This is a genomic window from Vibrio sp. RC2502 (assembly GCF_054850435.1).
Genome location: NZ_CM141453.1, coordinates 2234398 through 2259765 on the forward strand (window position 1 = coordinate 2234398; position 25368 = coordinate 2259765).

Sequence of the window (25368 nt, forward strand, 5' to 3'; positions counted from 1 at the left end):
TAGTCAACGATAAAATTGACGCTAAAACACCCACTCAGTACGCTAAATCTACGCGCACTCCATCATCGAAATATAAGATACGAACTTCATCCCCTCGGCTAAACAGCATATTTTTATCAACATCCTGAATAACGTTGATCAGTTTATCGCCTTTAACTTTAATTAACAGTTCAACCAACTTATATTCAACTGTGTATTGATAATTACTTTGGTTTTGAGCAACCGCAGCGCCAGCCAGTGCGCCAACTGCTGTGGCTACCTCTTTACCCGTGCCACCACCAAACTGGTTGCCAACTAAACCACCAATGGTTGCCCCTAATAGGGTTTTCCAACCGTTGCTTTTTGATTGCACAACTTCTTGTTGAGTGATGTAACGCACTGAATCTATCTTCCCGTACACCACTTCATTCACTGGTTTTGCGACATTCCTTTGGTACGCTGCATTGGCGAAAAGGGGTAAAAACAGTATGATCCAAGGACATACTTTCAAAAATTTTCTAACTCGAGTCATCACAAGTTCCTCTGGTTCGATATTGGTCAGTACTTTTCTATGGCAATCTATTTAACTGAACTCGATTCAACGTTCAACTTCCCATCCCCTTACGAAGCTCTGTCAGATCCCAATGGTCTGTTGGCTTTTGGCGGAGACTTAGATCCACATAGAATTTTGAGTGGCTACTACCAAGGTATTTTCCCTTGGTATGGTCCAGGAGAACCCATTTTATGGTGGAGTCCTTCGCCACGTGCGGTGTTTGATCCTTTAACGTTTAAGCCATCAAAAAGTCTTAAAAAGTTTCAGCGCAAGCATCAATATAAAGTCACTATAAATCAAGCGACTGAGCGCGTCATTCAACTTTGCTCGTCTACCCGGCCAGCAGATGAAACATGGCTGAATGAAGAGATGCAAGCGGCTTATATTCAGCTATCCAACCTAGGGCATTGCCACTCAGTAGAAGTATGGCATGACAACACGCTTGTTGGCGGTTTATACGGCATTAGCGTGGGTCAACTTTTTTGTGGTGAGTCCATGTTCAGTTTGAAAGACAACGCATCAAAAATCGCATTGTGGTATTTGTGTTCGCATTTGGCGTCAAAGCATGGTCAATTAATAGATTGTCAGGTGATGAACCCGCACTTGGCATCCCTCGGCGCATTTGAGCTTGACCGAGACGAGTTCATACAAAAGCTACTATCTTTAAGAGAAAAGCAAACGGCTTCTGACACCTTTACGCCCCAAGTTTTGCAGGATTCAGAATCATGAGCACAGATCTACAACACATTCGAATTGGGTTAACCAACAACCATCCTTGTAGCTATTTACCGGAGCGACAAGAGCGTGTTGCGGTGGCATTGGACGCTGAATTACATACTGAACAAAACTATCAACTATTGATGGCTAATGGCTTTCGTCGCAGCGGAGATACAATATACAAACCACATTGCGAGCGTTGCCATGCTTGCCAACCTATTCGCATATCGATACCTGATTTCGTACTATCTAGAAGTCAAAAACGACTGCTCAGTAAAGCCAAAAACCTGCGTTGGGAGATGAAAACGGAGATGGACGCCGAGTGGTTTGAGCTCTACAGCCGTTACATTTGCAAGCGACACAAAAACGGTACCATGTACCCTCCCAAGCGAGATGAGTTCTCACGTTTTGCACAAACGACTTGGCTGACAACGTTGTTCTTGCACATCTATGATGAATCAAATCAACTACTTGGTGTAGCGGTGACTGATGTGATGACACAATGTTCTAGCGCGTTTTATACGTTTTTTGATCCAGACTACCCACTTTCACTCGGTACACTAGCGGTGCTGTACCAAGTGAACTACTGCCAACAAAATAACGAGCAGTGGCTATATTTGGGTTATCAGATTGATGAATGTCCAGCAATGAACTACAAAACGCGTTTTCAACGCCACCAAAGGCTAGTAAATCAGCGTTGGCAAGGGTAGAATACGCCCCAACTTTACATAATTCCTATTTAGCGGCACAATAACGCTCGCTAATATTGCCTAATTTCTAAAGAGGATTAAATGGCTAAAGAAGACGTAATCGAGATGCAAGGTACTGTCCTTGACACTCTACCAAACACTATGTTCCGTGTTGAACTTGAAAACGGTCACGTTGTGACTGCTCACATCTCTGGCAAGATGCGCAAGAACTACATCCGTATCCTAACGGGTGACAAAGTAACTGTAGAGATGACTCCATACGACCTATCAAAAGGCCGCATCGTCTTCCGCGCTCGTTAATCTTTGATTTTCGGATGCAAATAAAAAACGGAGCATTTTTGCTCCGTTTTTTATTTGTAAACATTGAATTAAAGTAACGATGACAATTGCTGGATCAGAGTTAACACTGGTCGAGATCTTGCTTCGTAGTTCCCAGCAGTCGTGACAATCACTGCATTTTTGTTCGGAATGGCAACAATGTACTGCTCTCCTATCCCTACAGCCGCAACGCCATTCTCAACGTTAGAAACCTGCCAAAAATGTAACCCATACCCCATCTCATACGAATAGAACTTACTCTTTCTGAGTTCATTCAACCATTCTTTACCAACAATTTGCGTTCCGTTGTATTGTCCTTTGTTAAGCCACATCAAGCCAAACTTACCCATATCTCGGGATGTTAGACGTAAGCCCCAGTCTGCTCCTGCTTCGCCACTACCGATGTTTGGCAGCCACTGATACTCTTCAATATCTAAAGGGGAAAAAATCTTCTCTTTCATTACTTTCGTAAATGATTGCCCATATACTTTTTCAATCACTTTAGAAAGGCCAACTGTAGAAAGACCGCTGTACGCGAACTTTGTTCCTGGATCAAAAGCTAATTGAGTGGAAAGAAACTGCTGTTTTAAGTCCTTCGCATTGTAATGACGAGAAAAAATGTTGCCTTGTCCATATGGTACGGACAATTCGTCCAATGCGTAGCCTGTGGACATATTTAGAACATCTCGTAATGTTATCGCTAGCTTCGCCTGTCTATCTGGCTCGGTATACTCTGGAAAGAAATCAAATATTGGCGTCTCTAACCCTTCGATTTTGCCTTCATCAATAGCGATGAAAATCAGCGTAGCGACAAAGGATTTCGTGACAGAATGCACGTTATGCACAACCTCTTGCCCGACAGGCACATTTGGTGTTTGACGATTACCATCAAGCCCACCACCTTGACGATACAGCTCCAACGTTAACTGGTTATCTTGCCACACTAGTAAGCTATGCAGGTTTGCTGCTTGTCCTCGTTCTACTCGCTGAATGATAGGATCAAACTCTGGCTTACTCGCCTCAACAACTACGGCGTGTTTATCACACCCTACGAGTAGGATAAGCAACCACGCTATGATAAAAGTTTTCATGCTTTCCTCTTTATTTCTCAATATGCACAACCATGAATAAAACAGAAATAAAGAGATGAGTCTTCGTGCTAGACAGATATAAAAAAAGCGTGCGACCAATCGCACGCTTTTGATTTGAAATTGACGACAAACGTTAGTGCATTGCTGCTTCTTTCTCACTCAAATATTCAAATTCAAGCGCATCATTTACTAACGACACTTTCACCGTACCACCATCAACAAGTGATCCGAACAACAGTTCATTTGCCAATGGTTTCTTCAATTGCTCTTGGATTACACGGCCCATTGGACGTGCCCCCATCGCTTTGTCATAACCTTTATGTGCTAACCAATGGCGAGCATCTTGCGATACTTCCATGGATACTCCGCGAGCATCCAACTGGACTTGAAGCTCGACAATAAACTTATCAACCACTTGATGGATAACACTTTCATCTAGGCTATTAAACCAGATGATATTATCAAGACGGTTACGGAACTCCGGAGTGAACACCTTCTTAATTTCAGCCATGGCATCGTGACTATGATCTTGTTGGATTAAACCGATCGATTTCTTCTCAGTTTCAGCCACACCCGCGTTAGTGGTCATCACAAGGATCACGTTACGGAAGTCGGCCTTGCGACCATTGTTGTCCGTCAGCGTACCGTTATCCATCACTTGCAGTAACAAATTAAAGATATCTGGGTGCGCTTTCTCAATCTCATCCAACAAAACAACGGAATGAGGATGCTTAATAACGGCATCGGTTAACAAGCCACCTTGATCATAACCAACATAACCTGGAGGAGCACCAATTAAGCGGCTCACAGAGTGACGCTCACCATACTCAGACATATCAAAACGAAGCAGTTCAATACCAAGCAGTTTCGATAGCTGAACAGTTACTTCGGTTTTACCCACACCAGTAGGCCCTGCAAACAAGAACGAACCCACAGGCTTGTTATCTACACCCAAACCAGCACGAGACAGTTTGATAGCCTCCGAAAGCGCATCAATAGCGTTGTCTTGACCAAAGACTAGCATCTTCATTTTGCCATCAAGATTCTTCAAGATGTCTTTGTCAGATGAAGACACCGACTTCTCTGGAATTCGAGCCATTTTTGCAACCATGGCTTCAATATCAGCCACGCCAACCGTCTTCTTACGACGACTTGCTGGAGCTAATCGACTACGAGCACCGGCTTCATCAATAACGTCAATTGCTTTGTCAGGTAGATGACGTTCGTTGATGTACTTCGCAGACAGCTCTACGGCTGCACGCAGTGCTTTGTTGGTGTAACGCACTTCGTGGTGAGCTTCGTACTTTGGTTTCAAGCCCATCAGGATCTTGGTTGTATCGTCCAGAGATGGTTCTACAACGTCGATTTTTTGGAAGCGACGAGATAGCGCACGCTCTTTTTCGAAAATATTGCTGTACTCTTGGTAGGTAGTTGAACCAATACAGCGCAACTTGCCGCTACTTAGTAGAGGTTTAATCAAGTTTGCCGCATCGACTTGGCCACCAGACGCTGCACCAGCACCGATAATAGTATGGATTTCATCAATGAACAGGATGGCATCTTCTTCTTTTTCAAGCTGCTTCAAAATCGATTTGAAACGTTTCTCGAAATCACCACGATACTTAGTGCCTGCTAGCAGCGAACCGATATCAAGTGAGTAGATAACGCTATTTTGAATCACCTCTGGCACTTGGCCTTCAACAATTCTCCAAGCTAGGCCTTCTGCAATTGCCGTTTTACCCACACCGGCTTCACCAACGAGCAATGGGTTGTTCTTACGACGACGACATAGAACTTGGATCGTACGTTCTAGCTCTTTGTCACGGCCAATTAATGGATCAATATTACCGGCCTTCGCCACTTGGTTGAGGTTTGTTGCAAAGCTTTCTAAACGCTCATCGGAACCTGTTTCTTCGACACTATCCGAGCTAAACGAATCTGAAGAAGATGGATCTTCTCCGGCGCCAGAAGCTTTCGTAATACCGTGGGAGATAAAGTTGACAATATCTAAGCGAGAAATGTCGTTTTTCTTCAATAAATAAGCGGCGTGCGACTCTTGTTCGCTAAAGATTGCGACCAATACATTAGCACCCGTTACTTCGTTGCGACCAGACGACTGAACATGGAAAACCGCGCGTTGCAATACACGTTGAAAACTCAAAGTCGGCTGGGTTTCGCGCGTCTCATCACTTTCAGGGATAAGCGGCGTAGTTTGATCGATGAATATATCGAGCTCATTGCGCAAAGCATCGAGGTCTGCTTTGCAGGCTAAAAGGGCTTCCTTAGCTGCATCGTTTTCCAACAATGCAAGTAGGAGGTGTTCGACAGTCATAAACTCGTGACGTTTGTCTCTTGCACGAGCAAATGCACCGTTAAGGCTTGACTCTAGTTCTTTATTTAGCATAAGTACCTCCCGAAAAAACAACTTGGGTTGTTCGAGCAAGTCTTCTTCTACGCTTGCTCCATAGTACAAAGTAGCGGATGTTCATTTTCCCTTGCGTACATCGTAACTTGCGCTACTTTTGTTTCGGCAATTTCTGCGCTGTAAGTTCCACAGACTGCCTTTCCTTCATAGTGCACTTTGAGCATGATTTGTGTTGCTTTATCAATATCATGTGAAAAGAATCGCTCAAGTACCTCTATGACGAAATCCATAGGTGTATAGTCATCATTATTGAGTACAACGTTATACAGCTTAGGTGGCTGAACTTTTGTACTTTCTCGCTCCAGAAGATCAGAGTCCGGAGTGACCCATTCAAAATTTTTACTCATGGCAATTTAAAGATATCGTATCAAAGGGTTGATGTTTTCGACCTATAAAAACAATCTACCACAAGCATGCTGTGCGGTGTAGTGAGATGTGGCACCGATTTAGAACTTTGATAGATAAAAGTTGCTACCTAATATAGAGACTAATCCACGTCTCGCGGGCGCGCAAATAAAAGATGGTTATCGATAAGCCCTGAACTTTTACTCAAAAATCACTCTCTTTTCTCACTAACGAACAGAATCTAACCAATGCTAATTTCTGTGTTAGATCACACTACCTCACTGAGAAAAGGTTATTTATCACGAAAACTTCATTTTTTATTCAATCCGATGATTTCACTATCATAAGCAACACCAACAGTATGGATTTTTCGTAACCCGTCGCTTTTTGGTCTAAATATCTAAACTTCGGCGTACGTCCAAAAAACAGTTTGCAAAATTGTTAATCTCAAAAGTGATTTGTTTTCAATTATGTTTCCGTTTGTTGCTCGACACTATTGACTGTATGGATTCATTGACTACAGTGGAAAGTATTGATGCATAAATCCTCATTCTGGATCAGTTTGAGTTTAAGCAACTTGGTGAATGTGATTCTGTATCAATGAGACGTTTGTTAGCGGTCGCTAACAGTAGTACCAAGTTAAAGGTATAACTTGGTTGTTGTAACAACATCAGTAAAAAATGCATGAGGGATGTATAAGCATGGCTACAGGTACAGTAAAGTGGTTTAACAATGCCAAAGGATTTGGGTTTATCTGTTCAGACGAAGAGGAAGGAGACATCTTTGCCCACTACTCAACTATCCAAATGGACGGTTATCGTACACTGAAAGCAGGCCAACAAGTCTCTTACGAGATTGAAAAAGGTCCAAAGGGTTGCCACGCAAGTAGCGTTGTGCCAATTGAAGCCCAAGCCAAGTAAATTGAGTGCTGTCGTAGAAACCATTGCTCTCACATAGCTTAAACCTTTGTGAAGAGAAAAATAAACCCGCCAATTAAGCGGGTTTCTTATTATCTGAAAAACACGCCGCTCACGACGTGTCATCCGCAGATTACTTGTCGATGATTGCGTTAAACGTTTCGCTTGGACGCATCAATTTAGAAACCAAAGCATCGTCTAGTAAGTAGTAACCACCTAGCTCACCTTTCACGCCTTGAGCACTATTAAGTTCTGTAACAATCTTCTCTTCTTGCTCAGCAAGAGATTTTGCAATAGGTGCAAATTCAGTGGCTAAATCTGCATCCACAGTTTGCTCTGCCAATGCTTTCGCCCAGTACAGTGCTAAGTAGAAGTGGCTACCACGGTTATCCAACTCACCTACTTTACGTGATGGCGATTTATTTTTGTCTAGGAATTCACCCGTTGCTTTGTCTAGTGTATCGGCTAGAACTTGCGCTTTAGCATTGCCAGTTACTGAGCTTAAATGCTCTAGAGAAGCAGCTAATGCTAAGAACTCGCCTAGAGAATCCCAACGAAGGTGGTTTTCTTTCTCAACTTGTTGAACGTGTTTTGGAGCAGAACCGCCAGCACCGGTTTCAAACAGGCCACCGCCATTCATCAACGGAACGATTGATAGCATTTTAGCGGATGTACCCAGTTCCAAAATTGGGAACAAGTCTGTTAGGTAGTCACGAAGTACGTTACCCGTTACAGAAATGGTATCTAGACCGGCTTTCATTCGTTCTAATGAGTATTTACATGCTTCAACTGGAGCAAGAATCTTAATTTCTAGACCTGTAGTATCGTGATCTGGCAGGTATGCATTGACCTTTTTAATAAGCTCTGCATCGTGTGCGCGGTTTTCATCTAGCCAAAATACAGCTGGAACGCCTGTCGCACGTGCGCGAGTTACTGCAAGTTTCACCCAATCTTGAATTGGCGCGTCTTTTACCTGACACATACGGAAGATGTCACCCTCTTCTACCGCCTGTTCAAGCAGCACTGCGCCAGAAGCATCAACAACACGTACTGTACCTGCTGCATCTAGGATAAACGTCTTATCGTGAGAACCGTACTCTTCTGCTTTTTGAGCCATCAAACCCACGTTTGGTACGCTGCCCATTGTTGTCGGGTCAAATGCGCCGTGCTCTTTACAGAAATCGATAACTGCTTGGTAGATACCTGCATAGCAGCGATCTGGAATCATCGCTTTAGTATCTTTTTGCTTGCCGTCAGGACCCCACATTTGGCCAGAAGAACGCAACATTGCTGGCATAGATGCATCGACAATGATGTCGCTTGGGACATGCAAGTTTGTGATGCCACGATCCGAATCAACCATCGCAAGTTCAGGCTGAGTTTGGTAAACCGCCTGAATTGCCGCTTCAATCTCTTCTTTTTGTGCTGCTGGTAGTGACTCGATTTTCGAGTAAACATCACCAAGACCATTATTTACATCAACGCCAAGCTCTTCGAATAACTTACCGTATTTAGCAAAAACGTCTTTGTAGTACACTTTTACAGCGTGACCGAAGATAACCGGGTCAGAAACCTTCATCATCGTCGCTTTCATGTGTAGAGAAAGCAGTACGTCTTGCTCTTTCGCATCTGCGATTTCTTTTTCGAAGAACTCAACCAATGCTTTTTTCTTCAGTACAGAGCTATCAATAACTTCTTTGTCTAACAGTGGGAAAGCAGATTTTAGCTCTTTTACAGAGCCATCTGCGCCAACAAACTCGATTTTTACTTCTGTTGCGCCAGAAATGGTTGTTGATTTCTCGCTACCAAAGAAATCGTCACCCGCCATGCTTGATACATGGGATTTAGAGTCTGATGACCATGCGCCCATTGAGTGTGGGTTTTTCTTTGCATAGTTCTTAACAGAAAGTGGCGCACGACGGTCAGAGTTGCCTTCACGAAGTACTGGGTTTACCGCACTGCCCTTAATCTTATCGTAAGCCGATTTAATCGCTTTTTCTTCGTAAGTACTTGGCTCTTCTGGGTAGTTTGGTAGGTCGTAACCTTTAGCTTGAAGCTCTTTGATTGCGGCTTTTAGCTGAGGAATAGAAGCCGAAATGTTTGGCAACTTGATGATATTTGCTTCTGGTGTTTGTGCGAGTTCGCCCAGCTCAGTTAACGCGTCGCCAATGCGTTGCTCTTCTTTTAAGTGCTCTGGGAAGTTAGCGATAATTCGACCCGCTAGTGAAATATCACGAGTATCTACGTTGATGCCAGACGATGCAGTAAACGATTGAATGATTGGTAGTAATGAATAAGTTGCTAGCGCCGGTGCTTCATCAGTGATGGTGTAGATAATGGTAGGTTTTTCTGTAGGCATGAAATTTCCCTATTTTTGAATCAACTTGTTGGCTGATCAACTCAGCGTCTGAGTTGGTGTAATTGACGCATTGCTACACGTTAGTAGTGTGTATCTCCTCGCTAACGCCACATGCGGTTTGCACTCTTTCTTGTAGTTTGAAGCTCTTGGCTCTGAATCCATGAGTGCACTGATATAATTAAACAAATAACACGAAATAGTCTATTATTCTGTGCGCATTTGTTAGTTTTAGGCGCGCAAATGATAGCCGATCTTAAGAAAACTTAAAACTTTCAAACACAGTTCATTTACATTTTTGCAGGGTAGTTAACATGTCATCTCGCACAGGTCATGAAAAAGGGCGTCGTACCAGCCAATCTAAAACAGGCCATTTTAAACGTTCCGGTAAACCAAACCGTGTAGAGGATCAAACCACAAGACGCCACCCTACTCGCACAGCCAAAGCCAATAAACCTCGAGTCGACCTGCAAAATCGAAAAGTCATTATTTTCAATAAGCCTTACGATACGCTGAGCCAATTTACCGATGGTGACGGCCGTAAAACATTGGCTGACTACATTCCAGTCAAAGACGTATACGCAGCAGGTCGACTAGATAGAGACAGTGAAGGCCTAATGGTGTTAACCAATGATGGTATCCTACAAGCGAAGCTGACTCAGCCGAAATCAAAGTCGCCGAAAACGTATTGGGTACAGGTGGATGGAGCGCCACAAGAGCAAGATTTAGAGAAGTTGCGTAAAGGCGTTGAATTAAAAGATGGTATGACCTTACCCGCAAAAGTAGAAGTCATTGATGCTCCGACGATTTGGGAGAGAAACCCACCAGTTCGTTTCCGTGCAAATATTCCAACGACATGGTTAGCTATCACTATCATGGAAGGTAGAAACCGCCAAGTAAGACGCATGACCGCTCATATCGGCTTCCCAACTTTACGCTTAGTACGCTATTCAATGGGCGACATTACCCTTGGAGACTTGCAGCCTGGCCAATGGAAAGAGATTCAGCTCTAGCCATCTTAAAACAGCACATTCCTTAAAGTAGTCAACATCAAAAAACATAAAAGCAGGCCGTCGCCTGCTTTTTATATTTTTATCGTCACAAATAACAATTATTGTTGATGAATTATTGCTGTGAGATCCAGAGCTTGAATGCTTCTTGATCGGTCGGAGAAGCTTTTAGATACATAGTTTTTAGCAAGTCGACCATTTGCGTATCTTGTTGCCCAGAACCTTGAGTGCTTTCTACGGTTTTTGAAGCAGGCTCAATACCCGTCACAACTTGTTGATGCTGATTCACAGTAACATAAGTAACTGCAACACTAGCGACACCGCCAGCAATATTATAACTGCGGGCTTCTTGTGGATAGTTTCGACCTATTTGAACACCCTCCGATTCGAGAGTATCTTCTACTAAATCGATTGTCTGGCCTTTAGAGTCCAATAGTTGCCAATCTAATGGAGAAATGCTCGTTTGAGCTTGGCGATACGTATTAAATTGAGGAAGCTGGAACTTGAGCTTTTCATTATTAACATCAAACTTAGCAATAATCACATCGCTATATACACTTTTAATATCGTCGCCAATTTCAAATTCAGGTTGATATTTGAAGACAATCTGATTCGTCCCATCAGGTATTTCTATTGTCTTTTCATCAGAAAAGATCCCACCTTCCAACTTAGGTTTTTCCATGTTGACAGCCAGAAGTTTAACATCTTCAGGAACCACCAGAGTTGTTGCAGCATATAGGTTTGAGCAGGCAAAAATAGACAGAGCCATCGCCACTTTAAATGATAACTGCATAGAATTTCTCATCCTTATCTTCATAGTAAAAGACCCAGCATAAAGCTGGGTCTTACAATATCAGACTGGGTTTTGATTACCAGTAGAAACGTGCACCAACACCGAAGTCAGTTTTGCTGTCAACTTTAGAGTTGTCTAGCTTAGTTTCTTCAAATACGTATGCACCTTCAGCGAATACGCGAGCCCATTTAGAGAACTTGTATTCAACACCAGCGTAGAAACGAGAGTCGTCTGCGTCAACAGTGCCAGCAACATCAGAAGAAGACATTACTAGTTCGTAACCAGAGTATAGAGTTGTCTTAGGTGCTACAGCGAACATACCCGCTAGAGAGATACCGTGAGAATCAACAGTTGAGTTAGCGTTTTTATCTTCGTTTTCGTTGTAGTAGTAAGTCGCGCCTAGAGTGTGCTCACCAAGTGCGTATTCACCAGTTACTTCAAAAGATAGGTTTTCAGTGTTGTGCGCAACATTCTTAACTGCAATCTTATTTACAGAAGAAAGTACACCAGCGTGAACAGATAGTTCACCGAAAGACTTACCTACGAATACTTCACGAACTTCTTCGTTCTTGTCTTTCTCACCTAGCGCGTAACCAGCTTTTAGCCAGAATGCATCGTTTTCGAAAGAGTATTTGATTTGAGAGTCGTTGTTCCACTCGTGTCCGTAAAGAAGAGCAGAGCCACCAAAGAAGTAAGAGTAATCAGCACCGTAAACGTCATCCGCGAAAGTACCTTCTTTACCGAAACGAAGTGTACCCATATCGCCCATGTCGAAACCGAAGATGTGACGACGAACGAATACAGTGTCATCTGTACGCTCGCTTGAATCTGCGCCTGCACCGTAGTTGTCACCAAGTGCAACACCGATTTCAACTTCACCTAGAACTTTAAGGCTATCGTTTACAACGTAAACACCGTTTACACCCATACGTGAAGAGCTAGTGTTTAGCTCTGCAGTGTGGTCTGTGCTGTCTAGGAATAGAAGAGTTGGACGTAGTTGACCGTAGAAATCTACAGAACCTTCTTCAGATTTGAATACTTCCGCTGCGTTAACTGAAGTTGCAGACGCAACTACAGCTAGTGCTAATAGAGTCTTTTTCATAATTAATCCACTGCCTTTTCTTAGTTTGGGATATCCTTTCCGAATTCCCTTTTTTATATTTTTGAGGCCACTTGTTATCGATTCGTAACAATGCATGACCTACAAAATCTGGGCACTAGATTGCAAAAGATTATTCTGCCTGTCAAATTTTCTAAATATAAATATCAAAAAATAAAAATGACCAATAAAAACAATAACTTGATTTACTTTATTTAATTTATTCGATGAACATCTAAACTATCGGCTTGATTTTCCTCAATTTATCATCCTATTAATAATCAAAATTTAAATCTAAAGAAAAACTTTGAAGACAGAAAAACAGCATTAAAATCTAACAAATCCACATTTTTGAAGTTTTATATTTTTCATATAATGAAATTATTTGCATTGATATGGAGTTCAATATTTTTTTGTGAAGAAGATCTAGATTCCTTACAAAAGCATTCCGTTTTGTGAACTACTGTACAACTAGTGATGTGTGCTACTATTCGGCTCCAACGCATTTGAGGCCCGTATGCTGACCAGTAACATTCAAAAATCGATTCGCAATAGCTATCAAAACCTACAAGCCCAACTCGATAACTTTGTACCAAGACGAGCTCAAAACTATCTTGTCGCTGAAATCGCAAAGACGCTTTGTGGTCAATATCATAAGTCCAATCGAATACTGGTAGCAGAAGCAGGCACAGGGATCGGTAAGTCACTTTCTTATTTGATGGCCGCTATACCAGTTGCCGTGCATAACAACCGCAAAGTCGTTATCTCAACGGCAACCGTCGCGCTTCAAGAACAGCTAGTGAATAAAGACCTTCCTCTATTCCGTCGTATTACAGACAGAGAATTCTCTTTCATTCTTGCCAAAGGTAGGCAGCGCTACTGCTGCGCAGAAAAGCTCGCAACAGCCAGTGGTGTGGATGGCGGTCAACTAGCGATGTTTGAGACCAAGCCAAAGAAAAAAGACATTGAATTACTGGAAACCATGTATCGCTCACTCGCTCAAGGGAAATGGGATGGTGACCGCGACGCTTGGCCTAAACCTATAGACGACCGCATCTGGCAATTGATTGTCAGCGACAAACACAGCTGTAATAACAGTTTGCCAGGTCACAGAGGGTGCCCATTTCAAAAGGCTCGCTCTGAGTTAGATAAAAATGACGTGATCATCGCGAATCACTCTCTCGTTATGGCTGATGCTGACTTAGGTGGTGGCGTAATCTTACCAGAGCCAGAAAATACGATTTATGTCTTTGACGAAGCTCACCACCTGCCTCACGTCGCCCGTGATCACGCTTCAGCATCCGCAAGTTTAAAAGGCGCAGCAGCGTGGCTAGAGAAGCTGAATCAGTCAATCAGTAAATTTTCATCACTGGCTGATGAGAAACGTGTCGCTCGATTCCGCAATGACTTGCAAGACTCCGTGCAAAACTTAATACCTGCGCTCACTCAGTTGACTAAGCAGTTCGATCCAGCTCAGTTTGAAGAAGGCATCTACCGCTTTGAACATGGCGAGCTGCCTACTTGGCTAGAAAACCAATCTAAAGAGCTAAAACAGTTCAGCAAGAAAGCAAACCAAAGCGTCGCGAAAATCGCCGATCTTATTGCAGAAAGAGTCAAAGATGGCGAACTCGCGGCAAGATTGGCCGAGCCTGCGCTCGCTGAACTAGGTTTCTATATTCAACGACTAGAGAACCTCGCTCAAGTTTGGCATTTAATGGCAGAGCCAACACGAGAAAAAGGAGCGCCTTTAGCGAGATGGCTAGAAACTCACCCCGATCGTGAAGGCGATTTTATTGTGAGCGTATCCCCTCTTGAGATCGGATGGCAGCTAGACCAACAGATTTGGAGTCGTTGTATTGGTGCCGTATTAGTTTCAGCAACAATGCGAGCGTTGAACTCTTTCCACTATTTTTGCCATCAAGTAGGCATTGATGGCAAGCCAGAATCTGGGACTCAGTTTTTGGCACTCGCTTCGCCTTTTGATTATCAAAACCAAGCTGAGTTACTCATACCTGCAATGAAGTACGAACCATCGGCACCTCAGTTTACTGAATATCTTATTGAGATCTTGCCTAAGTACTTAGAAGACAAAAAGGCCAACTTGGTATTATTCTCCTCTTACTGGCAGATGAACCAAGTCGCAGAAGCGCTGTCTTCAGAGTTCATAAAACGAGGCTGGGCTTTGCAAGTACAAGGCGAAAGTTCTCGTCAAGAAATTCTAAAAAAACATAAAAAGCTTGTAGAAACAAACAAAACCAGCGTTCTCTTTGGTACAGGAAGCTTTTCGGAAGGACTCGATTTGCCAGGAGAGTTACTGGAAAACTTAGTGATCACCAAAATTCCATTTGGTGTTCCTACCTCTCCAGTAGAACAAGCGCATTCAGAATACATAGAAAAGAAAGGCGGCAACCCGTTTATGCAAATCACTGTACCTGATGCGAGCAAAAAGCTGATCCAGAGCGTGGGCCGCCTACTGCGTAAAGAACGAGATTCTGGTAGAGTGACCATTCTGGATCGACGCCTCGTAACCAAACGCTACGGGCAAGCACTTATCGACTCACTGCCGCCATTTAAACGAAAAATAGAATATTAGAAGAATAAGAATTTATGGAAATGATAGAGCCGACAATGCTGTTGGTGTTGGCGCTAGTCGCTTTTGTTGCTGGATTTATTGACGCAGTCGCAGGTGGTGGAGGGATGCTAACCGTCCCTGCTTTGCTGTCTTTGGGGCTTCCTCCTCACATTGCTTTGGGGACGAACAAGTTGGCTGCCACCTTTGCATCGTCAACTGCCGCATTCACTTACTACAAAAAACGCTTGTTCAAACCTCAGTGTTGGGGGCGCGCGTTTGCAGCAACGCTTGTCGGCGCAACATTGGGCACGCTCTTTGTCGATGCCATCAGTACGGATTGGCTAGAAAAAGTCTTGCCTCTTATTATATTAGCCGCTGCTCTGTATACTGTATTCCACAAAACGCCACATTCCCCTCATCAAAGCCCAATACCAGAGCCTTGCCCAAAGCTGCATAAAAAACAGTACCTGCAAGGTTTGTCGATTGGTTTTTACGATGGATTAGCCGGTCCAGGAACAGGCGCGTTTTGGACTGTAAGTTCTATGGCGCTGTACCGTCTCAATATATTGCTCGCCTCTGGTTTAGCCAAAGCAATGAACTTCACCAGTAATTTTACCTCACTTATTACTTTCGCTATTTTAGGTCATATTAACTGGGTGCTAGGCTTAACAATGGGTGTGTGTTTAATGGCTGGGGCATTTGTTGGTGCGCATTCTGCAATTCGATTCGGCTCTAAGTTCATTCGTCCCGTTTTTGTCACGGTCGTGAGCGTATTGGCGATTAAGCTGGCTTATGACGCTTGGTTTGTAGGTTTATCATGAACATCGAACAACTTTCGCAAAGTTTAGAACACATGGCGAATCAAGCCGCGACATTGGATCGCCAACGAGGAGAGCATCACGTTCCGTTGTTTGATGAACGTTTATTTAGCTGCCGTTCTCGCTTACTTACGCCTTGCGTAAAAGAAGCGAAATCGACACTGGGCGCGATTATCCGAGAGCAAAACGAAAATAAGCTCACCACTTTGCGAGCGGAGTACCTCACCGAACGACTCGTAGCGCAAATTGGCGCAATTCAGCGAGAGATTTCTACCACTAAAATTCGTAAGAATGAAATCAAGCATAGCAGCCACTTTCGCAAACCAATTAACGTGCTTTATCAAGAGCTCGCGCAGCATCAAGAATGGGCAAGACGCTTGCGAGAAATGGTGTTAGAAAAGGAACGCGCAGTGGAAACTGCACCTAGTTTTATGCGAGCTGAAGCTCAGAAAGTATTACTGGCGACAGAGCAACGTTTAGCTCGTTGTGAGGCAGCGCTTCTTAAACTAGAAAATCAAATTACACATAGGGAAAAGCACCAATAATGGCAGACCAACCAACCTCTCCTCTTGATGATGCACCAGAAGAGATCAAGCTGGCCGTTGATTTGATCTACTTGCTTGAAACCAACGAGATTGATCCAGAAGTTGCGATTAAAGCATTGAAGATCGTACAAACAGATTTAGAAAACAAATTGAAAGCGCAGTAAAACGCGCTTTTTTCTTTTGTTGAGATTCATTTTCACTACGCTTTCAGAATGATACCATTCTAGAAAAATACGCCCTCAAAAGGATAAATAATGAAAGTAATCAGCTTTAACATCAATGGACTACGTGCTCGACTGCACCAACTCCAAGCGCTAATCGATAAACACCAGCCTGACGTTATTGGTCTTCAAGAGATTAAGGTGCATGATGAAGCGTTCCCGATTGAAGATGTCGAAGCCATGGGTTACAAAGTGTATTTTCATGGCCAGAAGGCGCATTACGGCGTAGCGATGCTTTGTAAGCAAGAGCCAATCCGCGTACAAAAAGGTTTTCCAACGGATAACGAAGAACACCAAAAGCGCATGATCATGGCGACGTTTGAAAACGAAAATGGTGAAAAAGTAACGGTGCTTAATGGCTACTTCCCTCAAGGGGACAACATTAACCACGAAACGAAATTCCCATACAAGCGCCAGTTCTACAAAGATCTAATGACGTATCTAAACGATCATCACAGCAACGATGAACAGTTGATTGTTATGGGTGATATCAACATCAGCCCTATCGATTCAGATATCGGTATCGGAGAACCGAACCGTAAGCGTTGGTTGAAAACGGGTAAATGCTCTTTCCAACCAGAAGAACGTGAATGGCTGAAAACGTTGTTAGATTGGGGCTTTGAAGATACTTTCCGTAAGCTCTACCCAGAAGTGAACGATCGCTTCTCGTGGTTTGACTACCGATCTCGCGGCTTTGATGACAACCGAGGCCTACGAATTGATGTGATTTTGGCGACCCCTTCTCTCGCGCAAAAATGTATTGAGTCGGGTATCGATTATGAATTACGCGGTATTGAAAAGCCTTCAGACCACGCGCCAATCTGGTCGACATTCAAGTAATACTTTACAAAGCAATAACCGTGACTCAACGCTAAGGTAAATCTAGTAAAAAGGGAGACTCAGTCTCCCTTTTTCATGCACGTTATTTTCTACTCAGCTAGTTCAGCGGCCAAACCGTTTGACCATCAATACTTACTGGCGTTTGAGCGAATTCGTTCAGACAGTAGCCAGTATTGCTACTTGCAAAGTAAGTGAGAGGCATCGGCGTCAGATTCAACGCAACAACTTGTTGCTTCGCTTTTTCTGAGAACGAGAATCCCCACATGTCGAGATAGTTAGTCATATCTCGCTGAGCCACGTAACTTAGGGCAATGAGCAACCAGTCATTGTTTGAGATGCTGTTCGCTTCATCTTTGGTATACATCGAGAAGCCAATGCTTGATTGTTTCGCATTCCACAGTGCCTCATCTGCTTTCAAACGATTAAACTCACGCTCAATAAGATGAAGTCGCGCCAGTAAATGCCAACCATTTTTAAGCACACCTTCGTGCTGAGTTGCCATCATCATTTGAATGTAAACGCGAGCACCCCAGCTCCAACCCGTTTGGTTTTGCTCCGCCATATAAGCATTTGGCTCGCTTTGTGTTCGACTGGTTTGCAACAGTTCAAACTGACCTTTGAAATCCAAGCTTTGGCAGGTTGATTCCTTACCCGTATTTTGGAAGAAACGAGACTTGCTGTAGTAGGAGTAGTAGTTGGTCGTCGAATGCCCTTCCCAACCAGCGAATCGGAATCGTCCTTTCTCTAAACCGTGGCCTAGCTCATGCAAATCACCGTGACCTAAAGGACTGAAGGCCCAATAAGCATCGTACGGGTTACCAGAGCAGCCATAGCCACAAGCGGCTTGGTCAGCATTCATGTGCTTAACCATATCAATATTGGCAATTTCCCAGCCTTGGTTTTGAGCGTATTGAATAATTTCAGGTACTTCGTCTATACCCGGCCCTTGGAAACCAGCCAGAACATGCGGGTAGTTATGTACATATTCTTCTGTTGCCAGCGCCATTTCCGCAGGAGTAGGCCACATTTCATCGTTGACCGACTCTAACATCTTGTCACGCTTTGAGTGCACTTCAAACCCAGGGGTGATCAGCTCGGCCCAATCAAACAAATTGGCTTCTAGCTGCTGAATAAAAGTGTCGTTGTCCTTCTCACTTCTCCATACAGGATGCTGTGCCACATGGTTAAATCTCAGTTCAACCGGAATATCATTTTTGTCAAAGTGAACCTGTACTGGGCCGCCATAAGGAGAAGTCAGCGTGATGGTTTCACCCGCTTTAACTTCGTAAGCAAATGAAGTCAGCAGTTTAGGTCGAGTATAACCGTCTTTACTGAACTCATGAGTCGCTCCACTTCTTAAGCTATTGATGACAATTTTTGTGGTCACATCATTGTTGTCTTTACGCGTTACCGTGAAAGTCTCACCTGGTAGTGCATACACTCCTGCCGAACGGAAGTTGCGTTTAGACTCCATATTCACCGTAGTATCAATTCTCTTTACATCGGCCCCAAATTCACTGCGGCTGAAGTTTCCCATATTTGGTTGTTTTGGGTTGATGCGACGACTGTTGTATTGAACGTAGTCCGCGAAGTACGATTTCAAAAATTCGGTCGTCCCCGTAGACTGCTTATCCATTGGAAAAGAGGCCGTTTGACGATAATGATCCGCCAATAACACCATCAGCTTTTCGTATTGATAACCATCTTGTTCAAACAACGAGATTTTTTGCTCATCAAGTGATTTCAGCCATTGGCGAATGCTGTTGGCAGCGTCGTAAAACTGACTGTCCATGTTCGCTACTTCTGGGCATGATTTATCATCACATTGGGACAAATCAACATTGAAGTTTTGAGTTTCGAAACGGGACAACAACGCTTGTTGCGTGATGACAGAATCTGGCACAAAGTTCATCAGTGATGAAGGTGCCCAATCGACCAAACCTAACTTACGCCAATAGTTGTCCCCCACGTAGTCAACATGGAATTTTGCCAAAATGTCTCGGCCAAGATCGGTCAGCCCACCGTCCCAATGCAGATATAGAACCGGAATTTTAGCTTGCTCGGCATAAGCCAGCGCATCTATTACCTGTTGGTTGGTATCTCCTGACAGCAAATGTTGTGACAGAATCAACAGGTTTGGCTTATCGGCTTTCAAGCAGCTAAGTAATTTTGAACCGTCGCACAGGTTAGCTTCATTAAATATCAGGTCTGGTGAAATATTGTTATTTAACCAACTGCGCGTCGCTTGCTCATCAGGAAAGTAATAAGACTGATCCATTTGCGCGATGACGACGTTTAAAGTAGCTCCACCTGACAACCAAGTAACGAGGTTTTTTAACCATTGAGTCATTGCCGCATTAGAAGAATCAGGAAAACGTTGTGCGGTTCGAAATGGGTTACTGCCTAAAACAGCATAACGCTGGCCATTAGTTTGCTCACCAGCAATACCAATCGACAACGCTTGGTCTTTGTAACCACTCGCCATCGCTTTATTGGTCATCAAGATGGTGTCGTTGAATCCATAGGTAGGAGCAAAAATCGCGGCATCATGCGTCGGATCCCAGTAAAGACCCGAAAGATTTTTTGCTATCGCAGATTTGATCGCATTCGACTGTTTCTTGTGCGCCTCAACAACTTGACGGCTTTCACGAATGAAGTCATTTGGGTCAGAAACTAACAGGGCATTGCCCGTTTCTAGCGCTTGTTGAACAGGAACTGGAGTTGGTGTGACTTGACTGTTTGATTGTGACTTGCTCTCTCCACCACCGCATCCGGTGGCAACAGCGGCAAGACCCAACGATATAATTGTTTTTTTCATATTTCACTTATTAAACAAGGGTTTTGCCGAAGTGTAATGTAAGCGAACGAGGGGGCGAAATAGTCTTGTTGATAAATCAGAAAAGTATGAATGAAGGTATCAAAAATAGAATGGTACCCGTAGGTACCATTACTTAAATACATGATTTAGCTCAGAGGACGCAGGTACGCTAAGAAACGTTTTTCCGCGCGTTTAAAGCACCAAAGAATGATAAACGTAAGCGACATATAGAAAAGTCCAGCCGTCAAGAACGACTCAAATGGTGCGTAATAACGAGAGTTAACTAAGCGCGCTGCACCAGTTAAGTCCACGATGGTTACGATCCCTGCAACCGCACTGCCGTGAAGCATGAAGATCACTTCATTAGAATAAGCAGGTAGTGCTCGGCGTAACGCACTTGGCAAGATGATGCGTTTGTAAGTCATAAATTTACTCATGCCATACGCTTTTGCGGCTTCCACTTCGCCTTTAGGCAAACCGTTAATCGCACCACGAATGATCTCTGCCGTATACGCTGATGTGTTTAGTACAAACGCAACCAGAGCACAAAACCACGCGTGTTCCCATAAGGTATCTTTCACTGGGAAAAACTGATCCATGCCATAGTAAATCAGATACAACTGAACAAGCAGTGGCGTTCCTCGGAAAAAGTAAATGAATCCCCAAGAAGGAAGGCTCAAAGCGTAGTTGGTACTGTTTCTTGCAATGGCGAGTGGAACTGAGACGCACAAGCCAATCACCAATGAAATGCCCACCAGCCAAACGGTCGTCCAAAGCCCTTGAAAGTAAACAGGGAAGCTTTCAATAATCAACGAAAAATCCATTACTTACCTCGCATGAATACTGAATTTGCGTTCAACGAGTTTTAACAACCCCGTCGAAATACTGGTGAAGAAAAGGAAAATCAGTGCAACGGCCATGTAGAACGTGAACGGCATTTTTGTTGTACCAGCCGCCAGAGAGCTCATTCTCACCATATCTTCAAGCCCGATGATGGAGACAAGCGCGGTGGTTTTTAACAATACCAGCCAGTTGTTACCAAATCCCGGTAGTGCATGGCGAATCATCTGAGGAAGAAGGATTCTTCTGAACGACAACACTGGGCTCATGCCATAAGCTTTTGCTGCTTCCAACTCACCTTTATCGACGGCCATGATCGCACCACGGAAAGTTTCCGCCATGTAAGCTCCAAAGATAAAACCAATTGTCAGCACACCGGCAATAAACGGGCTCACATCAATGTAGTCAGGTAAGTAAGAAGTCCACTCATGATTTGGGTCGCTAGATGCAAACCATTCATTGAGCGTTTCGTTGATGGAATAGAGGCTATTGTTTAAAAGTATTTGCCCACCAAAGAAAATCAACATCATCAGAACTAAGTCTGGAATGCCGCGAATAATGGTGGTGTAAAGTGTGGCAATTGCTCTTGCCCATTTGTAGGGTGCGAGCTTAGCAAGCGCGCCAAGCATTCCCAATATCACCGCAAGCAGTAGTGACAGAACTGCTACTTCGATGGTTACCAAAGCCCCATTAAAAATGGAGGCTTCATATCCTTGTAAATCCAGCATAGGTGAGTTCCTAATCCCTAAACTCAAAAAATCGACCGTTGACTACTTCTAGGAACAAGCCAACGGTCGCTTAATTACCGCTTATTCGCCGTAAACATCGTAGTTAAAGTACTTGCCAGCAATTTCTTGGTAAATACCTTTATCACGCAGTGACAAGATTGCCGCATCAAGTTTCTTCGTTAGATCTTTATCTTGTTTACGTACAGCGATACCGAAACCTTCACCGAACCATTTCGCATCAGTCAGAGATGGGCCAACAAATTCGTACGCATCACCACCAGCTTTGTTCAATACACCTTCCTCTAGAGCAGATGCATCGCCCAAAACTGCAGCAACACGGCCGTTCGCAAGGTCTAGGTACGCTTCGTCAAAAGAGCCGTAACGTACAATTTCAACTTTGTCACCGTAGTTGTCAGTCAGGTATTTATCGTGAGTGGTCGCGCGTTGAACTGCGATTTTTTGGCCATCTAGATTAGCAAAGTCTAGGTTTGCATCTTTCTTAGCGATGAACTTATTTGGGATCAGTGCGTATTTGCCCGTGAAATCCACTTTCTTCTTACGTTCTTCGGTAATCGACATTGCCGCGATGATCGCATCGTATTTACGAGCCAATAGAGAAGGAATAATGCCATCCCAATCTTGTGCAACGATCTGACACTTCACTTGCATTTCTTCACACAGCGCATTGGCCATATCAACATCAAAGCCTTTTAGAGAGCCATCGGTTTCTGTCCAGCTAAATGGAGGGTATGCGCCTTCAATGCCAAAGCGAACTGTTTTCCATTCTTTCGCTTGAGCAACACCAGACACTGCCGTTGCAGCAAGAGTTGCTGCCAATAACCACTTTTTCATTTCCATACTCCTGTGATTGCTATTTTATTTGGTTTTGTTCGTTGTGCTTACTTAGGAGGCAAAACTCTGCCGCCTAATGAATATTAGTAGATAGATGAGATAAACTGCTGTAATCGTTGCGAATCCGGGTTAGTAAATAGCTTAGCTGGATCTCCCTGTTCTTCCACTAAGCCTTGATGCAAGAACATCACATGATTTGAGACGTCACGAGCAAACGCCATTTCATGCGTCACCACTAACATGGTTCGCCCTTCATCTGCCAAATCTCTCATAACCCCTAGCACTTCCCCAACAAGCTCAGGGTCAAGCGCAGAGGTAGGCTCGTCAAACAGCATAACTTCTGGATCTACGGCAAGGGCACGAGCAATCGCAGCACGCTGTTGCTGACCACCAGATAAATGACCTGGGTAATAATCTTTACGCTCGTAAAGGCCGACTTTTTTCAGTAACAACTCTGCATTTTCAATTGCTTGAGCTTTCGGCACACCAAGAACGTGGACAGGTGCTTCGATGACGTTTTCAAGAACGGTAAGATGAGACCAAAGGTTAAACCCCTGAAAAACCATAGCTAAACGCGAACGAATACGCTGAACTTGTTTTTCGTTGGCAGGTACAGATTCACCCGCGCGGTTGTTTTTCATTTGAATAAGCTCGCCGTTTACCCAAATTTCACCAGCGGTCGGTGTTTCTAGTAAGTTAATACATCTAAGAAAAGTACTCTTGCCAGAACCGGAAGAGCCAATGATGGAGATAACATCCCCTTTGTGAGCGGCAAGTGAAATGCCTTTCAGGACTTCATTCTGTCCAAATGTTTTGTGCAGGTCTTTTATATCTAGCGCTGGTACATCATTCATGCGCTCTACTCCCTGTGTTTTTGTCACTGCAATTAAGGGACTCCGCCCTCTCTATTTCGGAACAAATTAGCACCACCCCTAGAAAGTTGCAACAAATTATTAACCTAAATAAATCGAATAGATAGATACGATAGACAAATGAATATGCAATATATAGCAACATATTCTTTTATTCGTGAATATAGACCACAAAAAAGCCCCTCAAGTGAGGGGCTAAATAAATTTACAAAAGTGTTAAGACACTACTTAACCAATACCATAAAATCAGATTTCTGCGCATTAGTGTTGACCTTCTCAGAATCAACTTCACTTATCACAAGACCATCGTAATCAACTTTTAGGTCAGTCACGTCACCATGAGAGAAAAGAGAAACAAAGTCGTAGCTATTTAAGTTTGCATCAGCGGACTCCACAACAACTGATTGTGAGTAGTCACTTGTTGAAGAAACTTTCAAATCCTGTTTAACATTGTCATCGAATGTGTAGTAGAACAATTCCGGAACAACAATATCACTCTCTAAGACCGTAAATATCTTGTGTGTTACTCGGTGTAGCGCTCCAGAGTTAGACTCTGCACGATATGCAACTCGACTAAATCCTTTATCTTGTTCATTGAAGTCAAAACCAGTATCAATAGTTGAACCTCTCACCACGTGCGACGCAGGTAAAGCATTTAGATTATAGTAAGTGCTTGGATCAATTGAGATATCCCAGTTTGCGTCCTGATACATCTTTTGGTTCAGCGCTACCGTCCAACCATTGATAGGTTTCTCCGCAGAAACACTGTAAGTCCAAGTTTCTGTTTTAGGTTCAAGCGGGTGGTAAAACTTCGTCGTTGACATTGGAAGCTCTGCAACTTCGTAATTGTAGTCACCAACAAGTACACTGATGTCTAAAGAGTCATATTTAAAGGATGTTGGGTTCAAGATTGGAGAGGAACCATTCATTCCAACCAACGGCAATGGTGATGCACTTGACCAGTCACGAATACCATATTGATGCAGTTCTGTTTTCGCTGTGTCTGCATATTGCAGAACTACTGTCGACTCCAACTTCGAACCAACTGCTCTTACATCTAAAGAATCAATGGAATAGGTAGGTTTAGACTCTTTCGCAACTTGAGATATGAAGTTGTACTCTAAGCCACCTGCTTCCGTTGCTTCATATTTGAGGTCAGTTCGGGTAGCCTTCCTGAAGTTGCCGTTTTTATTACAGGTAGACACCGCTTCTCGATTCATCGAGAACGTTGAGTTTCTAAGGTTATTATCCTTTAAAAAATCTCGACTGAAGCTGTTTGCTGTAAATACTGTTCCTGAAGCGTCAAGCAACTGATAAGTAAAATAGCCACCCTCAGGAATGTCTTCTAGAACAAATTTCAGAGTAGTGCCTGATGGGTAAATAAAATCGCCTTGACGGACACCATTCTTGTCTGAATAGAAACCGACAACCTTACCTCCAGTTAGCTGTGCACTTACGGCTGGTTGATAGGTCAATACCTGCTCGATGCCATTGCCATCTACTCTACGGTCGTAAATAGTACAGCTGTCTTTTTGTGCATTCGTTTCACTAATGACATTTGGAGCTGCGAAAGTAAAAGTGAATGTAGTTCTCGGTGTGGAACTGCCGCCGCCGCCACCACCACCGCCGCCACAACCGACCATTAAACCTGAGATAATTGCCACAAGTGGCAGTACTTTAAGCTGTTTCATGTCTTCTTCCTAAACTGAGCGGCAATGATTAGCCAAAAAATCGTCGTTGCTCGGTACAAAGCAAGAATAAAGCCAGCTTTATATAAACATCGTGAATATTGACCATTTAAGGGTGACTCATGCGATGCAGGGCAACAAACTCTAACTTTATGCAACTTGTGTAATGAAATTACACACTAAATAACCATCTCATTCGCATACCAGACACTTTCTGTAGTTTTATTTCACATCTATTCTTAAAGTGATCTAAATCAATCA

At 43.5% G+C, this 25368-nt stretch carries 23 protein-coding genes; 10 read left to right on the forward strand and 13 right to left on the reverse strand.

Annotation, left to right across the window (positions count from 1 at the left end; translation table 11 throughout):
- Positions 1-34: 34 nt before the first annotated feature.
- The gene (locus ACYJZR_RS10435) at positions 35-511 is read right to left on the reverse strand and encodes an outer membrane lipoprotein (RefSeq protein ID WP_005495881.1); all 477 of its coding nucleotides are present in this window, start codon (positions 509-511) and stop codon (positions 35-37) included.
- Positions 512-550: 39 nt separating this feature from the next.
- On the opposite strand from ACYJZR_RS10435, the gene aat reads away from it, so the two are divergent.
- The 3 genes from aat to infA all read left to right on the forward strand — a co-directional run bounded on the left by aat (position 551) and on the right by infA (position 2259).
- Positions 551-1261: a leucyl/phenylalanyl-tRNA--protein transferase gene (gene aat, locus ACYJZR_RS10440; protein WP_023585402.1), complete on the forward strand. Its 711-nt coding sequence runs from the start codon at positions 551-553 to the stop codon at positions 1259-1261.
- Positions 1258-1959, forward strand: a complete 702-nt coding sequence (locus ACYJZR_RS10445; RefSeq protein ID WP_024699955.1) for an arginyltransferase — start codon at positions 1258-1260, stop codon at positions 1957-1959. The genes aat and ACYJZR_RS10445 overlap by 4 nt, the downstream gene beginning before the upstream one ends.
- Positions 1960-2040: 81 nt before the next feature.
- Positions 2041-2259 (forward strand): translation initiation factor IF-1, encoded by a 219-nt coding sequence (gene infA, locus ACYJZR_RS10450; RefSeq protein WP_001040192.1) that lies wholly within the window; start codon positions 2041-2043, stop codon positions 2257-2259.
- 68 nt (positions 2260-2327) lie between these two features.
- On the opposite strand, the gene ACYJZR_RS10455 is transcribed toward infA, so the two are convergent.
- The 3 genes from ACYJZR_RS10455 to clpS form a co-directional block, all read right to left on the reverse strand.
- Entirely contained in the window at positions 2328-3368 is a 1041-nt protein-coding gene (locus ACYJZR_RS10455; RefSeq protein ID WP_406964783.1) for a serine hydrolase domain-containing protein, read from the reverse strand.
- 133 nt (positions 3369-3501) lie between these two features.
- Positions 3502-5772 carry an ATP-dependent Clp protease ATP-binding subunit ClpA gene (gene clpA / locus ACYJZR_RS10460; protein ID WP_005495889.1) on the reverse strand — a complete coding sequence of 757 codons (2271 nt, stop codon included), beginning with the start codon at positions 5770-5772 and terminating at the stop codon, positions 3502-3504.
- A 47-nt stretch (positions 5773-5819) separates the two neighbouring features.
- Positions 5820-6140 carry an ATP-dependent Clp protease adapter ClpS gene (gene clpS / locus ACYJZR_RS10465; RefSeq protein ID WP_005456259.1) on the reverse strand — a complete coding sequence of 107 codons (321 nt, stop codon included), beginning with the start codon at positions 6138-6140 and terminating at the stop codon, positions 5820-5822.
- A gap of 699 nt (positions 6141-6839) precedes the next feature.
- Here clpS and cspD point away from each other — a divergent pair.
- On the forward strand, positions 6840-7058 hold the full coding sequence (cspD, locus tag ACYJZR_RS10470; RefSeq protein ID WP_005456215.1) for a cold shock domain-containing protein CspD: 219 nt from the start codon (positions 6840-6842) through the stop codon (positions 7056-7058).
- 130 nt (positions 7059-7188) lie between these two features.
- Here cspD and ACYJZR_RS10475 read toward each other — a convergent pair whose 3' ends face one another.
- A complete protein-coding gene (locus tag ACYJZR_RS10475) occupies positions 7189-9414 on the reverse strand; it encodes an NADP-dependent isocitrate dehydrogenase (RefSeq protein ID WP_140078195.1) in 2226 nt (741 codons plus the stop codon).
- A gap of 311 nt (positions 9415-9725) precedes the next feature.
- Here ACYJZR_RS10475 and ACYJZR_RS10480 point away from each other — a divergent pair, with 311 nt between their 5' ends.
- Positions 9726-10424 carry a pseudouridine synthase gene (locus tag ACYJZR_RS10480; protein ID WP_031855599.1) on the forward strand — a complete coding sequence of 233 codons (699 nt, stop codon included), beginning with the start codon at positions 9726-9728 and terminating at the stop codon, positions 10422-10424.
- A gap of 112 nt (positions 10425-10536) precedes the next feature.
- Here ACYJZR_RS10480 and ACYJZR_RS10485 read toward each other — a convergent pair whose 3' ends face one another.
- Together ACYJZR_RS10485 and ACYJZR_RS10490 are read right to left on the reverse strand one after the other, a co-directional pair.
- Entirely contained in the window at positions 10537-11214 is a 678-nt protein-coding gene (locus ACYJZR_RS10485; protein WP_020840327.1) for a DUF2057 family protein, read from the reverse strand.
- Positions 11215-11290: 76 nt separating this feature from the next.
- Entirely contained in the window at positions 11291-12316 is a 1026-nt protein-coding gene (locus ACYJZR_RS10490) for a porin (protein ID WP_021449333.1), read from the reverse strand.
- A gap of 514 nt (positions 12317-12830) precedes the next feature.
- Between ACYJZR_RS10490 and dinG the strand changes: the two genes are divergently transcribed.
- The 5 genes from dinG to xthA all read left to right on the forward strand — a co-directional run bounded on the left by dinG (position 12831) and on the right by xthA (position 17309).
- A complete protein-coding gene (gene dinG, locus ACYJZR_RS10495; RefSeq protein ID WP_021823168.1) occupies positions 12831-14906 on the forward strand; it encodes an ATP-dependent DNA helicase DinG in 2076 nt (691 codons plus the stop codon).
- 14 nt (positions 14907-14920) lie between these two features.
- Positions 14921-15706, forward strand: a complete 786-nt coding sequence (locus ACYJZR_RS10500) for a sulfite exporter TauE/SafE family protein (RefSeq protein WP_005456200.1) — start codon at positions 14921-14923, stop codon at positions 15704-15706.
- On the forward strand, positions 15703-16248 hold the full coding sequence (locus tag ACYJZR_RS10505; RefSeq protein ID WP_406964776.1) for a primosomal replication protein: 546 nt from the start codon (positions 15703-15705) through the stop codon (positions 16246-16248). Before ACYJZR_RS10500 ends, ACYJZR_RS10505 begins: the two co-directional genes overlap by 4 nt.
- On the forward strand, positions 16248-16412 hold the full coding sequence (gene rsmS, locus ACYJZR_RS10510) for a pleiotropic regulatory protein RsmS (protein ID WP_005456217.1): 165 nt from the start codon (positions 16248-16250) through the stop codon (positions 16410-16412). The genes ACYJZR_RS10505 and rsmS overlap by 1 nt, the downstream gene beginning before the upstream one ends.
- A gap of 90 nt (positions 16413-16502) precedes the next feature.
- On the forward strand, positions 16503-17309 hold the full coding sequence (gene xthA, locus ACYJZR_RS10515; protein WP_005481860.1) for an exodeoxyribonuclease III: 807 nt from the start codon (positions 16503-16505) through the stop codon (positions 17307-17309).
- Positions 17310-17406: 97 nt separating this feature from the next.
- On the opposite strand, the gene ACYJZR_RS10520 is transcribed toward xthA, so the two are convergent.
- The 6 genes from ACYJZR_RS10520 to ACYJZR_RS10545 form a co-directional block, all read right to left on the reverse strand.
- Positions 17407-20127: an ImpA family metalloprotease gene (locus ACYJZR_RS10520; protein WP_406964773.1), complete on the reverse strand. Its 2721-nt coding sequence runs from the start codon at positions 20125-20127 to the stop codon at positions 17407-17409.
- A 146-nt stretch (positions 20128-20273) separates the two neighbouring features.
- The gene (locus tag ACYJZR_RS10525) at positions 20274-20951 is read right to left on the reverse strand and encodes an ABC transporter permease (RefSeq protein WP_005456275.1); all 678 of its coding nucleotides are present in this window, start codon (positions 20949-20951) and stop codon (positions 20274-20276) included.
- A gap of 3 nt (positions 20952-20954) precedes the next feature.
- Complete coding sequence (locus ACYJZR_RS10530) at positions 20955-21695, reverse strand: ABC transporter permease (protein WP_406964771.1); 741 nt, start codon at positions 21693-21695, stop codon at positions 20955-20957.
- 81 nt (positions 21696-21776) lie between these two features.
- On the reverse strand, positions 21777-22547 hold the full coding sequence (locus ACYJZR_RS10535) for an ABC transporter substrate-binding protein (RefSeq protein ID WP_029846076.1): 771 nt from the start codon (positions 22545-22547) through the stop codon (positions 21777-21779).
- A gap of 83 nt (positions 22548-22630) precedes the next feature.
- On the reverse strand, positions 22631-23401 hold the full coding sequence (locus ACYJZR_RS10540; protein ID WP_005456207.1) for an ABC transporter ATP-binding protein: 771 nt from the start codon (positions 23399-23401) through the stop codon (positions 22631-22633).
- A gap of 242 nt (positions 23402-23643) precedes the next feature.
- Complete coding sequence (locus ACYJZR_RS10545) at positions 23644-25110, reverse strand: hypothetical protein (RefSeq protein WP_031855594.1); 1467 nt, start codon at positions 25108-25110, stop codon at positions 23644-23646.
- Positions 25111-25368: the final 258 nt, after the last annotated feature.

Coding starts and splice junctions, on each gene's coding strand:
- ACYJZR_RS10435 (WP_005495881.1), bottom strand. CDS start 511: ATGACTCGAGTTAGAAAATTTTTGAAAGTATGTCCTTGGATCATACTG.
- aat (WP_023585402.1), top strand. CDS start 551: ATGGCAATCTATTTAACTGAACTCGATTCAACGTTCAACTTCCCATCC.
- ACYJZR_RS10445 (WP_024699955.1), top strand. CDS start 1,258: ATGAGCACAGATCTACAACACATTCGAATTGGGTTAACCAACAACCAT.
- infA (WP_001040192.1), top strand. CDS start 2,041: ATGGCTAAAGAAGACGTAATCGAGATGCAAGGTACTGTCCTTGACACT.
- ACYJZR_RS10455 (WP_406964783.1), bottom strand. CDS start 3,368: ATGAAAACTTTTATCATAGCGTGGTTGCTTATCCTACTCGTAGGGTGT.
- clpA (WP_005495889.1), bottom strand. CDS start 5,772: ATGCTAAATAAAGAACTAGAGTCAAGCCTTAACGGTGCATTTGCTCGT.
- clpS (WP_005456259.1), bottom strand. CDS start 6,140: ATGAGTAAAAATTTTGAATGGGTCACTCCGGACTCTGATCTTCTGGAG.
- cspD (WP_005456215.1), top strand. CDS start 6,840: ATGGCTACAGGTACAGTAAAGTGGTTTAACAATGCCAAAGGATTTGGG.
- ACYJZR_RS10475 (WP_140078195.1), bottom strand. CDS start 9,414: ATGCCTACAGAAAAACCTACCATTATCTACACCATCACTGATGAAGCA.
- ACYJZR_RS10480 (WP_031855599.1), top strand. CDS start 9,726: ATGTCATCTCGCACAGGTCATGAAAAAGGGCGTCGTACCAGCCAATCT.
- ACYJZR_RS10485 (WP_020840327.1), bottom strand. CDS start 11,214: ATGCAGTTATCATTTAAAGTGGCGATGGCTCTGTCTATTTTTGCCTGC.
- ACYJZR_RS10490 (WP_021449333.1), bottom strand. CDS start 12,316: ATGAAAAAGACTCTATTAGCACTAGCTGTAGTTGCGTCTGCAACTTCA.
- dinG (WP_021823168.1), top strand. CDS start 12,831: ATGCTGACCAGTAACATTCAAAAATCGATTCGCAATAGCTATCAAAAC.
- ACYJZR_RS10500 (WP_005456200.1), top strand. CDS start 14,921: ATGGAAATGATAGAGCCGACAATGCTGTTGGTGTTGGCGCTAGTCGCT.
- ACYJZR_RS10505 (WP_406964776.1), top strand. CDS start 15,703: ATGAACATCGAACAACTTTCGCAAAGTTTAGAACACATGGCGAATCAA.
- rsmS (WP_005456217.1), top strand. CDS start 16,248: ATGGCAGACCAACCAACCTCTCCTCTTGATGATGCACCAGAAGAGATC.
- xthA (WP_005481860.1), top strand. CDS start 16,503: ATGAAAGTAATCAGCTTTAACATCAATGGACTACGTGCTCGACTGCAC.
- ACYJZR_RS10520 (WP_406964773.1), bottom strand. CDS start 20,127: ATGAAAAAAACAATTATATCGTTGGGTCTTGCCGCTGTTGCCACCGGA.
- ACYJZR_RS10525 (WP_005456275.1), bottom strand. CDS start 20,951: ATGGATTTTTCGTTGATTATTGAAAGCTTCCCTGTTTACTTTCAAGGG.
- ACYJZR_RS10530 (WP_406964771.1), bottom strand. CDS start 21,695: ATGCTGGATTTACAAGGATATGAAGCCTCCATTTTTAATGGGGCTTTG.
- ACYJZR_RS10535 (WP_029846076.1), bottom strand. CDS start 22,547: ATGAAAAAGTGGTTATTGGCAGCAACTCTTGCTGCAACGGCAGTGTCT.
- ACYJZR_RS10540 (WP_005456207.1), bottom strand. CDS start 23,401: ATGAATGATGTACCAGCGCTAGATATAAAAGACCTGCACAAAACATTT.
- ACYJZR_RS10545 (WP_031855594.1), bottom strand. CDS start 25,110: ATGAAACAGCTTAAAGTACTGCCACTTGTGGCAATTATCTCAGGTTTA.